Consider the following 13,083-nt stretch of genomic DNA (forward strand, 5'->3'; position numbering starts at 1 on the left):
TTCGGCAGGGGTCAGAAATGCAGGCCGATGGTGGCGAAGACCTGCCGCGGTGCCGCCGGCTGGAGCGTGGTGTAAGTGCCGGCCGGATCCGAGGTCACGAAACCGGCCGTACCTGTAGAGGCGATGTAGCGCTTGTCGAACAGGTTGGTGACGTTGACCTGGAAATCGATGGCGCTGCTGAGGCGATAGCCGGCGGAAAGGTTGACGTTGACCGCACCCGGCAGCACCGCGTCGTTGAGGTAGCTGTAATAGCGGCGGCTGCGGTAATGGGCGGAAAGCTGGCCCCAGARCTTGCCGTCGTCGTAGTTCAGCTCCGCGCTGGCGACGTTCTTGGGCGAGGCGACGACCTGCTTGCCTTTCGTTGCGATCACCGCGCCGCCCTCGGGCTGCACGTTATCGTCATAGGTCGCATCGTTGTAGGCGTAGCTGCCGTAGAGCGACCAGTGCGGGGCGAACTTCCAGTTTGCCGCTGCCTCGACACCGCGCGAAGAAACGCTGCCGACGTTCTGGAGCACGTTCTGGTTGCCCACGATCGTTGCGCTGATCGAGGAGGCGAGCAGGCGATTGGTGAACTTCACATAGTAACCGGTCAGCGAGAGCTGCAGGGCACGATTGTGGAAACGGTAGCCCGCCTCGAAAGTGTTGGTCATCTCCGGCTTCAGGTTGGCGCGGATATAGTCGAACCCGGCCTGCGAACTGCTGGAGAAGGGTCCACTGGAGGCAGAGGCGACGAAGGCGGCCATGTTGCGCGTGTAGTCGGCGAAGAATTCGCTGGTGTCGTCCAGTTGGTAAAGCAGTCCGGCCGTGGGCAGGAACCAGTTCTCGGCCTTGATCGAACCGTCGATCGGCTTGCTGCTGGTGATCGTGTTCGCGGTGCTCTTGGAGACGACGCCTTTCACTCCGGCGTTCACGCAGCCGGTCGGTGGCCTGCCAGGTGTCGCCGATATCGAGCTGAACCGTGTCGGTGGCGAACTGGTAGTGCCAGTTGGTGGTGAAGGGATTGGTGTAGAACTTCTGGAAGTTCTTCGGTGTCACGCCTTCTTCCAGGCCGTAGAGGTAGGAGCCCTGCTCGAAGGCATTGTGCTCATACCAGATGCCGCCCTCGATCTTGTGGTCCCCGGCCTGGAACATCAGGCGCGAGATGCCGCCCTTGCGGTTGACGTTGTAGCGCAGCGCCGAGACGGAGATCGGCGAGCCGCCATAGGCCTCGGGCGTGGGGTCGTAGGGGGTGGCCCAGGTGCCGATGCCCTTGTCGAGATGGATATAGGCGGTGGTGAAGCCGGAAAGACGCGTGCCCAACTGGTATTCGAGCTTCTCGTAAGCCAGCAGGTCGCGCCGCACGCCGCCGCCGTTGTAGACGGCATCGTCGGCATTCACGTAAGGCGCCGGAACCGTGCCGCCGTTCTGGACGATGCGGGCGAGATCCTCGGCCGTCTGGAAGCTCTCGATATTGTCGAAGTTCCAGCCGTACTGCTTGATCTTGGCCAGCGAGAGGTCGTTATAATCGTCCTCGCGGCGGTCGATCAGGTTGAGAAAGGTGGTCGAGGTTACGGCATCGCCCAGCGGCTGCACGTATTTGGCGTTGAGCTGGTCCTGTTCCTGCTTGCCCCATCCGCGCCATTTGCCCTGCCGGTCATGCGCGTAGGAAATGGCGAGCCGTCCGCCCCATGCAAGGTCGCCGCTGTTCATCCGCACGAAGGAACGCCAGGAATCCTCGCTGCCGTAGCTTTGCTGCAGGTCGAGCCCGAACTTCGCCGTGGGTTCGATGGAGGTGAAGTCGACCGTGCCGCCGATGTTGCTGGTGGATGCCGTTCCCAGCGCGCCGCTGCCCTGGGACAGCGTGGCGCCGCCGTTGTTCTCGCTGAGAAGCGCGCGGTTGATCGATAGGCCGTTGTTGTTGCGGTACTGCATGTTGCCCAGCGGCACGCCGTCCAGGGTATAGCCCATCTGGTCGGTAATGAAGCCGCGGATCGAAAGCTGCGTGGCGGCCTCGTAAGTTCCGTGCGCGTCCGAGGAATCGAAGTTCACGCCGGGCAGGCGGCCCAGCGAACGCAGCGGGGAGGTGCCGGCCGTCGTCTTCTCCATCGCTGCCACGGACACGGTCTGGACCTGGCGCGATTGCCCCTGTCCCAGGACGACGATGTCCTGGCCGGTGGCGCCCGCGTCCGCCACGGCCACAGGCGCGGCATCGCGGGTCTCGGTGGGCGAGACCTTGAGGGAGATCATGCTCGGGGTCTCGCTGGCCACGACCAGCCCCTGCCCGGCGATCAGGCGGCGCAGGGCCTCGGCGCGGGTGAAGCGGCCGCGCAGCGCTGCGACCCGGCGATTGGCTACGGCGTCATAGGGAAACACCAGATGCACGCCCGCCTGGTTGGCGAAGCGGTTGAGTGCAGTGGCCGTATCCGAGGCCTGGATGTCGAACTGGATCGGTGCCTGCTGCGCCAAGGCGGCAGCCGGCATCGCGGCCGCCACGATGGCGGTCGTCGTCAGATACTTGAACATGGAATTTCCCCGCTGGATGCGATTGTCGGGGCAAGGATGGATGGGGGCGAAAAAACCGCTATCCGGCGGCAGAAATTTTTTCAGCGGCCTGGGTCAGGGGGTGAGTCAGGCATGAGTGAGCACGATGTTTCCATCGGCCCCGGCAGTGGCCTTCACGCCGAAAGACGTGCGCAGTGCCTCCAGGAATTCGGTGGGATTGGTGGTGGCGAACGTGCCGCCGATGCGCAGGCGCGAGAGGTCGGGATCGCCGATGACGATCTTGCCGCGCAAGTACCGGTTCATTTCCGCCAGCGCGTAATCGAGGCTTTCGCCGTTCAGCACCAGCGTATCGCGGCGCCAGGCGGTGATACGGGTGAGGTCTGTCTCGCGCTGCCGTACGTTCGCCTGCCCGGCCGTGGCCAGAGCGACGTCGCCGGGCTGGAAGGGGCGGGCCGCATCGCCCAGCGTACCGCTTCCCGAAAGCACCGCGAGTTCGCAGCTGGAGCCGCGAAGGCGGGCGTTGTAGTCGCCCGGCGCCAGATGGAATGTCCCGCCCGGCGTCATCAGGCTGAGCCGCCGACCCGGATCGAGCTGGATGCCGATCTCTCCGCGCTCCAGCCAGAGCCGGGGTGACTTGCCGCCTTTCCAGTAGATGCTGCTGTCGGTGTTGAGGTTCACCGAGAGGCCCGGCACCTCGGATATCGCGCGGCGCTCTCCGATCCGGGTCTCGGCGCTGTTGCGGGCAGCCGCACGCATGGCGAACCCGCCGCCTGCAAGGGCCATCGCGCCCGCCGCCGCGGCGATGCGCAGCATGCGCCGGCGGGTCGGTTGCTCGTCCGGGGCAGGCGCGGGCGGATCGTCCGGCACTGCTGGCTTGGGATCGCCCGAAATCCGCGCCAGTTCGCTCATGTCCCGCCAGGTGCTCGCCACTTCGGCGAACGCGACGGCATGGCGCACGTCTTCCGCCCGCCACGCCTCGAACGCGCGCCGGTCAGCCGTTCCGGCGTCGAGCGAAGCCAGCCACCCGGCCGCGATGTCGGTCAGGTCAGCGGCTGGTTCAGGGATTTCGGAACGGTCGGACAAAGTTCCTCCGCTTGGGCGACACGTTCGCGGCGTGCCTTCGTGATGAGGGAAAGCCCCTTAGCGATATGCTTTTCAACGGTCGATAGCGATATGCAAAGTTCTTCGGCGATGCGCGGCGGCGACATCTGCTGGATCTTGCGCATGTGCAGTACCCGCCCGCACTGGGGCGGCAGTTCCTCGATCAGGCGCAGGAGAAGCTGCAGTTCGGACCGTCCGGAACTGACGGCGAAAGCGTCGGGCGACGGGTCGGCCACGTCCAGCATGTCGAGCGAGGCGAGAAAGTCGATCCGCACCACGTTGGCCCGGCGAAGCCGCTCCAGGGCGAGATTGCGGACCACGGTGAGCACGAAGCCGCGCGGCGAGGCGATGTCCCGGTAGTCGGGCGCGGCGAGCACGCGTGCATAGGCTTCCTGAACCAGGTCGTCCGCCTCGTCCCGGCCGCAGAAGTGTGCGGCTCTGGCGCGATAGGCCGCTGCGTGAGGCAGCACTTCGACCATGAACCACCGGTCGATTTCACGTAGCCAGCTCAAGGCGCACTCCGGATTGCTGGAGGCGCCCTAGGCGGCGGGTCTTACAGTTATGCGTCACCTGAGGCGATTTTCGTCGGCTCTCGCTCAACGCACCTGGATTGCGGCCGGTGATGACCGTGCATGGCGACAGTCCTCGGCAATGCCGAGGGCAGAGCTGTTCGCCTTTATCCCGTCGTCATTCGGTTGCGGACAGATCGACGGAGCCGCCTTTCAGGCCCTCTGCCGTGGCGGTCACGGTGAAGCGGCCTCGGCCCGCACCTCGCACCAGAGCGACGGCCAGGCCGTCCTGTGCCGTGCGGTCGGGTGAAGGGAAGGGCGTATGATCGACCGAGGAGCCGTTGTCGGTTGCGATCAGCTGCCCTTTGCCTTTGACCGCGAAATGCAGGCGCTGGGCGGCGGAAGGCACGGTGACGCCGTTCGCATCGACAACCCGCGCGCGAACGTAGACCATGTCGTCAAACGTGGAGCCGACGGTCGGCGTATCCGGCGTCAACGCGATGCGAACCGGCTTGCCCGCTGTCCGCAAACTGTCGGATACGGCCGCGCTGCCGGCATCGCGGCAGGTGGCCCGCACTTCGCCCGGCGCATAGCGCACGGCCCAGCGCCGCGGAGAAGCATCGGCATTGATCGGCAGTGTGCCAAGTGAATGGCCGTTGAGGAAGGCCTCGACCTGCCGGCAATTGCTGTAGACCTCGATCGTTTCGTCATGCGGCGTGCGATCCTGCGGCGTCCAGTCGTCGAACAGCGCGACTTTGGGCTTGGGCGTCGCGACGGCGATCATGGTGGGCAGGACAGGCTGGTTCGGACCGCCCGCACCATCGGTAGACGGGCCAGCCGCCGCCGGATCGGCATTGCGCACGACATGCACCACCGGCCGGTCGGACCACCAGCTTTCGCGCTCCATGCCGCTGATCTTCTGCCGCCCGGTGCGATCAAGCAGCCCGGCCGGGTTCTGGATATTGGGCCAGCCGGACCGGTTCGCCTCGCCCAGATAGTCCACGCCGGTCCAGAGGAACATGCCGGAGAAGGGCGCGTAGTCCCGCACGGGCACCCAGTTGCTGCGGTTATGGGCGTTCTCGGTGCCGACGATGCTGCGCTTCGGATTCTGCTTGCTGGCCGCGATCAGCTCGTTTTCGCGGTAGTTCTGGCCCACCACATCCAGCATGTCGGCCAGGCCGTTGTCATAGTCCTTCGTCACGTTCGGGCGGAACAGCGCCATCGTTACCGGGCGCGAGGGATCGGCGGCATGGACGATGTCGAGGATACTGCGCAGCGCTGCCTTCGCCTGCACCGGATAGGCGGTGTCATGGATCTCGTTGCCGGCGCTCCACAGCACGATGCTGGGGTGGTTGCGGTCTCTGCGCACCATGTCCAGCGTATCGCGCTTGTGCCAGTCTCCGAAGAAGAGGTGATAGTCCTCCGGCGTCTTGGCGACGTTCCACTGGTCGAACAGCTCGTCCATCACGATCAGCCCCAGCTCGTCGGCCAGGTCGAGGAATTCGGGGCTGGGCACGTTATGGGCAGTGCGGATCGCGTTGACACCCTCGGCCTTGAGCGTGGTCAGCCGCTGGCGCCACACGGCAAGCGGCACGGCGGCCCCCACCGCGCCGCCGTCATGATGCAGCGCCACGCCTTTCAGCTTGAAGTTGCGGCCGTTCAGCCAGAAGCCGGTTGCGGGATCGAACCGGGCTTCGCGTATGCCGAAGCGGACATCCTCATTGTCCAGCAGCGTGCCGTCGGCGGAGAGCACGCGGACGGCGGCGCGATAGAGCGCGGGATCTTTCGTGTCCCACCGGCGCGGACGGGACAGGGCGATCCGGACCGGCAGGATACTGGTCCGCCCGGCGGCGATGCTGGTGGCCGGAGTGACGGTCCGTGCGACTTCGTGCCCGTCGGGGTCGGTCAGCAGCAGTTCGACCTTCACCCCGGCCGCGGCCGGGCTGTCGTTCTGCACTTCGGCGGTGGCTTCGATCGTTGCCTGGTCATCGCCGATCGCCGCCGCGCGCACATAGAGGCCGCCCTGCGGGATATGCACGTCATCCGTCTCGATCAGGCGGACGTGGCGGTAGATGCCCGACCCGGTGTACCAGCGCGACGAGGGGGCGGCGGAGGTGTCGGACCGCGCGGCGATCACGTTGGGTCCATCCGTGCGCAGATGGCGGGTTATGTCGTAGCGCTGGCTGACATAGCCCATCGGGCGATAGCCGACATGGTGGCCGTTCACCCAGACGCCGCTGCGCTCCATGATGCCGTCGAATTCCATGAAATAGTGTCGTCCGGGCCGCGGCTGCAGATCCAGCGTCCTGCGATACCAGGCGACGCCGCTCGGCAGGAAGCCGTTCTCGCCTGCGGCCTTGGCATTGGGATCGAACGGACCGGCAATGGCCCAGTCATGCGGAACGCTGACGACCCGCCAGGACGAATCGTCCAGCGTGGTCGTTTCCGCGCCTTCCGGATCGGCCTGGATGAAGCGCCAGCCATCGGGGAGTGGGGTGACCGCACGCGGCGCGGCCTGAGCTGCGCCGATCGACGCCAAGGCTGTCGTCAGCGCATAGAATATCGCCCTGCTGCCCGTCTTGCGCACCCGCATGTCCTCTCCTGCCGTAGCTTATTCCCCCTTGGCCTAAATGAAATCCCGCTATTTGCAATATGGTTTCATCATGCGGCAATGGAGGGCTTGACCGTGCCATTGGAGGAGGGCAGTCGAGGTAGCGTTAATCGCTGGCCTGGGTGCTCTAGGAGGTTAGAGCCGCGATGCCCTTGCCCAGCATCATGGCGCTCACGACGAGCAGCAGCACCGCCATGACCGCCGTATTGTGCTGGGTGAGCCATTCGCGCATTTCGTCGAGCCAGGGTTGGACACGCTGCCGCGCGGACCAGAAGGCGACGACCGGAACAAGGATGGTGCTCGCCGCGGTGAGCACGAAGATCGCGGCCACGGCAATCGCCGGGCCCGGCGGCAGATGGGCGCTGCCGAAGGCGACGCCGGAAGCAATGCCCATAGTCAGATTCTTGGGATTGGCGGCATAGATGCCGAAACCGAGCAGGCCTGCCGAAAGCGGGCGCATGTCCTTCACCGCTTCCAGCCAGTGGGGCAGGGTGGCCGTCTCACCCGGCTTGGGCCGCGCCCGCCATTCCCGTACGGCCAGGTAGAGCAGCCCCGCGCCCAGCGCCAGCTTGACGATGGCAGCGATATTACCGGCCCCGCCGCTGCCGAAACCAAGTTTGGACAAATAGGCGAAGACCAGCAGGGCCGTGGAGATGGAAGCGATCCAGCCCAGCAGAAAGGCAGGCGTGGAACGGCCTGCCTGTGGGGACATCAGCAGCACGATCAAGGCGATGATGGGCAGCGGGCTGATCGAGATTCCCACTGCAAGCGGCAAAAGTTCTCCGGCTGCCTCCAGCATCCCCCGCCTTTCGTCCGGACAGAGCCTTCAGGAGGGAAACGGGCCTGTCGCCAGGCCCGACCCCGTACCGTCAGTCGCGTCCCTTGCTCATGAACTGTTCGACCACGTTCGACATGTCGAAGCTCTTGCCGCCCTGTACTGGCGGATATTTCGCCAGCGTCATCAGGTGGTCCTTCATCATCTCGCCCATCGGGCTTGTCTGCCATGAGACTTTCTGGATCAGGTGGCCGTAGGAGTCGCTGTTGTCGTAGCTTTCGAAGGGGTCCATCCGGATGTTGAACACCAGCGGCTTGCTGCGGCCGACGATGTTTCCGTAATAGTCCTCCGCGGTCGAGAAGTGCCACTTCCATGGGCCCATGCGCACCGCCGTGAGCTTGGATTCGTTGTAGTGGAAGATGTGGTTGCGCGAGGAATCCTCCGCCTTGCCGAGCCAGTAGTCGAGGTTGTTCACGCCGTCGATATACTGGTTCTTTTCCGCAAGGACCTTGTCGTTGACGTCTTCCACGCCGGCCGCGGCGGCCAGTGTGGTGAACATGTCCTGGTGCGCCTGGATGCCGTTCTTGAGCTGGAGCGGCTCGATCATGCCGGGCCATTTCAGCATGGAGATCACGCGCACGCCGCCTTCGTAGGTGGTCATCTTCTCGCCGCGCCAGGGCGTGGTCGCGCCGTGGGGCCAAGAGGAATGCTCGGGACCGTTGTCGGTAGAATACCAGACGATGGTGTCTTCATCGAGGCCCTGCTCCTTCAGGAAGTCCAGCACCAGCCCCACATCGTGGTCGTGTTGGAGCATTCCCGAGCCGTGAAGGTCGGCTTCCGAGGTATATTTCTCCGCCGCATAGCGCCACTTGTCGTTGAGGCGGGTATAGAGGTGCATGCGGCTGGTGTTCAGCCAGACGAAGAAGGGCTTGTCCTCGGCCTGGGCGTTCTTCATGAAGTCCAGCGCCTTGGGGATGAACTCGGCCGCATCCACGTCATGCATGCGTTCCTGGTGGAGCGGGCCGGTGTCCTCTATCTTCTGCTTGCCCACTTTGCCGAAGCGCGGATCCTCGGTGGGATCTTCCGTGTCCGTGGCAAAGCTGTGAATCACGCCGCGGGCGCCGAACTTCTTTTCGTATTCCTCAAGGCTGCCGGAATAGGCCTTGGCGAAGTTCTGGTAGTCCCGCTGCTCGTCCTCCTCGGAGACATTGAGGTGGTAGAGGTTGCCGAAGAATTCCTCGAACCCGTGGTTGGTGGGCAAATGCTCGTTGCGATCGCCCAGGTGACTCTTGCCGAAATGGCCGGTGCGATAGCCGGCTTCCTTCAAGACTTCGGCCAGGCAGGGCGAAGCCGGTTGGAGGCCCAGCGGATCGCCGGGCTGGCCCACGGTGACCATGCCCGAACGGATCGGATATTGTCCCGTGATGAAAGCCGCGCGCCCGGCGGTGCAGGACTGCTGGGCGTAGTGATCGGTGAAACGGATGCCCTCATAGCCGATGCTGTCGATATTGGGCGTGGTGTAGCCCATCGTGCCGAGACCATAGGCGCTGACATTCTGCCAGCCGATGTCGTCTCCCCAGATCACCAGGATATTGGGCCGCTTGGACATTTTGTATCTCCGTTGTGAACTTGGGACGTTGGACGTGCAATCTAGCGGCCGAGATGGAGAGGGCCGATCCGGATTATCCGGGAGTTCGGTCAGGGACATTGCCGATGCCGGCCGTTCAGGCGGAGGGCTTTGCGGTGGCTTTTCCCAGCAGGTGCAGCAGGGGCATGGAGAGCACGGCGCTCAGGATGAAGAACAGCAGGATAGCGGCAGGTGCGAGCTTCTCGTCAGGGAAGTTCACTGCCGCGATGCCCATGGCGATGCCCGGATGGCGCGCTGCGGCGGCGAGCGAGAGGGCTGCCCTGTCTTCCGGTGTGGGTCCGGCCAAAAGGTAGCCCGCTGCCAGTCCGGCCAGAATCATGGCAACGATCGCCACGATCGTCCCGTTGCCGATCACGGCCCAGAGCGCCGGGGCAATGACAAAGAGCAGTACGAGCGCGCAGGCGGCCAGCAGCAGCACGGCGAAATGCCCGAGCGTGGGGGCGAAGCTGCGGGCACTCTCTCCGAACAGGCGCTGGGCGAGAAGCCCCAGCGCCAGCGGCACGGCGATGAGCATTCCCAGCGTCTTGACGATGCCGGCCACCGAAACATGAGTCTCGATGCCGAAGATGTGGCCCGCCAGCGCGATGCCTACCGGCGCGGCGACAAGCGAGGCGAGCGAGGCGCCCACCATCAGGCCCGTGGTGTAGGACGCGGCGCCTCCGGCCTTGATCTGCTTTTTCGGCAGCAGCGGGGGCACCGGCGAGAACGCGAGCGCGATGAGGGCGATTTCCACCGCCGGTTTCAGCTCGAAGGCATAGGCGATGAAGATGGCCACCGCGGGCACCACCACGAACATCGCGATGAACGCCCGCAGACCCAGCCGCCATTCGCGGAAGAGATAGAACACATCGTCCGCCCGCGCGCGCAGCGCCAGGGCCAGAACGCTCAGGAAGATGCTGGCGACCAGGGCCAGCTTCAGGGCACTGAGCAGAGTCATTGCTTGCGCAGGAGCATTTTCATCTCTGCCTCATGATCGATCCACGGGATCCGTGCGGGATGCCGAGAAGAGTGCGCAGCGGCCGCGGCGACCGGGTATCGGGAGAACACTCCAGATCGAAGGGATATTTTCCCAAGACATGTGCCGCGCCCGGCGTCACGACGCGGTGATGTCCGGCAGCTTCCAGCTGGCGTCGAAATAGGGCTGCAGCGGTGCGTAGAGCCGGAAATAGGCGAACCAGGCGCGGCCGGGGGCGGTGGGGATCCAGTTGCTTTCGGGAGCCCCGGTCGGCGGCTCGGGCGCGAAGACCAGGGTGACCGAACCGTCCGGGTCGGCGGCCAGATGGCTGCGCGATCCGATTTCGGCCTTGTCGTATTTCGTGTCGATGAAGCAGCGCGTCTCGATATCGTAGAGCGCGACCGACCACCACTGGCCGGCGGGCACTTCCGGGGGAACGCGCAGCGAATAGGCCTTGCCGCCATCGAACCACTGGCCCTGGGCGTCGCGATAGGCGGAAAGATAGGCCTGGCCCTCGCCCGGCGTGTGAGTGGTCATCCCTTCCGACAGGCCCACCGCCTCGTAGAACCACGAGGCGCGCTCATCCAGCTGCGAATAGAACTCGGCCTGCTGGCTCATGCCGACGTTCACCGCGCGGTCCCAATGCCCGGCATAGCGCGCGTTTTCGAAGCGCTTGTCGAACGAATTGGCCATCGCCATCAGCTGGCCGATCTGCGCTCCGTCCGTGAGGGCGCGGACCTGATCGGCCGCGGGATGGAAGGGCTTGTCCTTCTCGATGCCCAGCGGCTTGAGCATCGCCATGAACAGCCGGTCTTCCTCCTTCACCGGCTCCACCTGCAGGATTTCGTGCAGACGCTGCCAATAGGCCATGCCGGTAGGCTGGGTGCCGCTCCAGGGCCGGCCATCGGGCGTGACGATGCGGGTCTTGCGCGGGTTTGCGGCCTCGCTGGCCGGATAGACCTGATAGGCGTGCAGGATGCGGTCCGCCTCGACAGGGTCGGTGGTGAGGATGCGGAAGGCATGGAAAACGTTGAACGTCTGGCTCCGGACGACGAAATCGGCTTCCACGCCGGCAGGCGCTTCCTGGCCCGGACCGAGCAGGAGGTAGCGGCCGCCCTTGCCCTTGTCGGGGCCGGTCAGGCCGAAATCGCTGCTGGAATGCTCCCAGAAATCGCCGGCGCCGCCCGCCGTTTCCCCGGCCGGAAAGTCCACGATCAAGGGACCGGTCTTCGCGGTATCGGCAAAGCCCAGGACATAAGGCGTGGTGGCGTTGGCCGTGATCAGCCCGAGCTTGTCGCGCACCGAGACATATTGGACGACATCGCCGTCCTTCGCGCCGAACACGGTCTCATGCTGGTTCTGCCACTGGGCATAGCTGACGATCGGCAGCGCCCAGAGATAGCATTGGCAGGCGCGCTGGAAATCGCGCTGGGCATAGAGCGTGTCGATCGCCGCCTGGTCCGGCAATCCCTGGCGGTCGAGCGAGAGCGCGCCGATGCGGGTTTCCGTGGCGGTGTAGCCGTCCGGGATCTTGCTCATCGTCCGGATACCTTTTCGATGTCGGGCAGCACCCATGTCTTTTCGAAGAACCGCTTTTGCGGGCCATAGAGACGGAACAGCACTTCGAAGCCGCGGCCGGGCCGGGTGGGGACCCAGTTGGCCTCCTTGCCTGCGGGCGCCTCGGGGCCGAAGAACAAGGTGACCGATCCATCGGCATTGCTGCCGATGCCGTGGCTGCTCGAGGCGCGGCTGGCGCGCGGCACGCCCCGGATGAGCGCATGGGTCTCACGGTCGTAGGCGGTGGCCGACCAGTAGAGATCGACCGGGGCGTCTGCCGGTACTCGCAGTGTGTAATGCGCCTCGCCGTCCAGCGGCCGGCCATCCCGGTCGCGGATCGCCATGAGATAGAACTGCCCGGCGCCGAGATGCTTGGCGCTGAAATAGGCCATCGAATACGTCACGCCCCGGCCGTCGACCGGATAGGAATCGGGGTCGGCGAAAAAGCTGGGCATGCCCTCCACGACTTCCTTCAGCGCAGGCAGGGACCATCGCCCGCCGGTGTAGAAGGGCGGATCGAACGCGGCCTCGTAAAGCCCGTCCAGGCAGGCCAGCGCCTCGTCGGCGGCTTTGTCGAGCAGGTCGGCGGTGTCGGCGCCCGGCGCGAAGACGGCGCCCTTGGCAATGCCCAGCGAGCGGAGCGGATCGATCATCGCCTTGTCGCGCGTGAGCCAGGGTTCCCGATCCACTATGCGGGCGAGCGAATGGAAGAACCGGGCGTCATAGGGGACCGTGGCGTCGAAGGGGATGCCCGCCAGGTCGACGAACCGGGTCTCCGGCGGGTTTCCTGCGTCTGCCAGCGGATGGAAGCGGATGCGCCGCCCATAGGCAACGGCCCTGGCGACATCCGCCTCGCCGCTGCTCTTGACGTTGGAGCGAAGTATGGCGAAGCCCTGATAGGTATCCGAGCGGAGCGCGATATAGCCTTCGGGCACGGTGCCTTCATGATCCGGCGGCAGGATCAGGTATTTGCCGCCCTTGCCCTTGTCGAACCCCGCCGGGCCGACATCCTCGATCGCATTCTGCCAGCAATCGTCTACGCTGCCGGTGATCGATCCGCCTTCGGCCGGCGGAATTTCCAGCACCATCGGCCCATCCCGCGTGTCGTAGAAGGGGTTGAGGTAGATCGTGTCGGGGTTCGGCGTCAGGGTCTGGTTTTTGTCATCGAGCAGTCTGGACCAATAGGCCACCTGGTTCGCCGCGCCGCCTGCCGCGATGAAGGCCTGGAGCATCAGGTCGAAATTCACCGCGGGCATGCCCCAGATCACCGCCTCGACCGCGCGGCGATAGACGGTTCGCCGAGCGATTTCCTTCGGCGAGTAAGCCGCGGCCGGCTCGCCGAGAGCCTTGCGCGACGCGACATTGTTTTCTGACATGCCTGCGCTCCATTGGAAAACGCCAGCCTATTGGGAACGGTTCGGCATTGTATCCGGGAAGACCCTTGCA

General features: G+C 65.0%; 9 protein-coding genes and 1 pseudogene. All 10 read right to left on the reverse strand.

The window, feature by feature from the left end:
- Window positions 1-11 precede the first annotated feature (11 nt).
- The 10 genes and pseudogenes from AB4Z00_RS12390 to AB4Z00_RS12435 all read right to left on the reverse strand — a co-directional run bounded on the left by AB4Z00_RS12390 (window position 12) and on the right by AB4Z00_RS12435 (window position 13,013).
- The gene (locus AB4Z00_RS12390; RefSeq protein WP_442046167.1) at window positions 12-911 is read right to left on the reverse strand and encodes a TonB-dependent receptor domain-containing protein; all 900 of its coding nucleotides are present in this window, start codon (window positions 909-911) and stop codon (window positions 12-14) included.
- Between the two features lie 961 nt (window positions 912-1,872).
- A pseudogene (locus tag AB4Z00_RS12395) lies at window positions 1,873-2,502 on the reverse strand (TonB-dependent receptor plug domain-containing protein); the annotation flags it as partial.
- A 105-nt stretch (window positions 2,503-2,607) separates the two neighbouring features.
- On the reverse strand, window positions 2,608-3,564 hold the full coding sequence (locus AB4Z00_RS12400; RefSeq protein WP_442046168.1) for a FecR family protein: 957 nt from the start codon (window positions 3,562-3,564) through the stop codon (window positions 2,608-2,610).
- The gene (locus AB4Z00_RS12405; protein WP_132266628.1) at window positions 3,522-4,094 is read right to left on the reverse strand and encodes an RNA polymerase sigma factor; all 573 of its coding nucleotides are present in this window, start codon (window positions 4,092-4,094) and stop codon (window positions 3,522-3,524) included. Before AB4Z00_RS12405 ends, AB4Z00_RS12400 begins: the two co-directional genes overlap by 43 nt.
- Before the next feature lie 175 nt (window positions 4,095-4,269).
- Window positions 4,270-6,684, reverse strand: coding sequence for a glycoside hydrolase family 2 TIM barrel-domain containing protein (locus tag AB4Z00_RS12410; protein ID WP_442046169.1), 2,415 nt, complete (start codon window positions 6,682-6,684; stop codon window positions 4,270-4,272).
- 145 nt (window positions 6,685-6,829) lie between these two features.
- Window positions 6,830-7,501: a GAP family protein gene (locus AB4Z00_RS12415; RefSeq protein ID WP_134094440.1), complete on the reverse strand. Its 672-nt coding sequence runs from the start codon at window positions 7,499-7,501 to the stop codon at window positions 6,830-6,832.
- A gap of 70 nt (window positions 7,502-7,571) precedes the next feature.
- On the reverse strand, window positions 7,572-9,086 hold the full coding sequence (locus tag AB4Z00_RS12420; protein ID WP_134094441.1) for an arylsulfatase: 1,515 nt from the start codon (window positions 9,084-9,086) through the stop codon (window positions 7,572-7,574).
- 115 nt (window positions 9,087-9,201) lie between these two features.
- Window positions 9,202-10,062: a hypothetical protein gene (locus AB4Z00_RS12425; RefSeq protein WP_442046170.1), complete on the reverse strand. Its 861-nt coding sequence runs from the start codon at window positions 10,060-10,062 to the stop codon at window positions 9,202-9,204.
- Between the two features lie 156 nt (window positions 10,063-10,218).
- The gene (locus AB4Z00_RS12430; RefSeq protein WP_442046171.1) at window positions 10,219-11,619 is read right to left on the reverse strand and encodes a DUF1254 domain-containing protein; all 1,401 of its coding nucleotides are present in this window, start codon (window positions 11,617-11,619) and stop codon (window positions 10,219-10,221) included.
- A complete protein-coding gene (locus AB4Z00_RS12435) occupies window positions 11,616-13,013 on the reverse strand; it encodes a DUF1254 domain-containing protein (RefSeq protein ID WP_442046172.1) in 1,398 nt (465 codons plus the stop codon). Before AB4Z00_RS12435 ends, AB4Z00_RS12430 begins: the two co-directional genes overlap by 4 nt.
- Between the last annotated feature and the right edge of the window lie 70 nt (window positions 13,014-13,083).

The organism is Novosphingobium sp. YAF33 (assembly GCF_052113265.1).
Classification (GTDB): Bacteria; Pseudomonadota; Alphaproteobacteria; order Sphingomonadales; family Sphingomonadaceae; genus Novosphingobium.

Bases quoted from the DNA above. Each gene is read 5' to 3' on its own strand.
- AB4Z00_RS12410 (WP_442046169.1), bottom strand. From the start codon at position 6,684: ATGCGGGTGCGCAAGACGGGCAGCAGGGCGATATTCTATGCGCTGACG.
- AB4Z00_RS12415 (WP_134094440.1), bottom strand. From the start codon at position 7,501: ATGCTGGAGGCAGCCGGAGAACTTTTGCCGCTTGCAGTGGGAATCTCG.
- AB4Z00_RS12420 (WP_134094441.1), bottom strand. From the start codon at position 9,086: ATGTCCAAGCGGCCCAATATCCTGGTGATCTGGGGAGACGACATCGGC.
- AB4Z00_RS12425 (WP_442046170.1), bottom strand. From the start codon at position 10,062: ATGACTCTGCTCAGTGCCCTGAAGCTGGCCCTGGTCGCCAGCATCTTC.
- AB4Z00_RS12430 (WP_442046171.1), bottom strand. From the start codon at position 11,619: ATGAGCAAGATCCCGGACGGCTACACCGCCACGGAAACCCGCATCGGC.
- AB4Z00_RS12435 (WP_442046172.1), bottom strand. From the start codon at position 13,013: ATGTCAGAAAACAATGTCGCGTCGCGCAAGGCTCTCGGCGAGCCGGCC.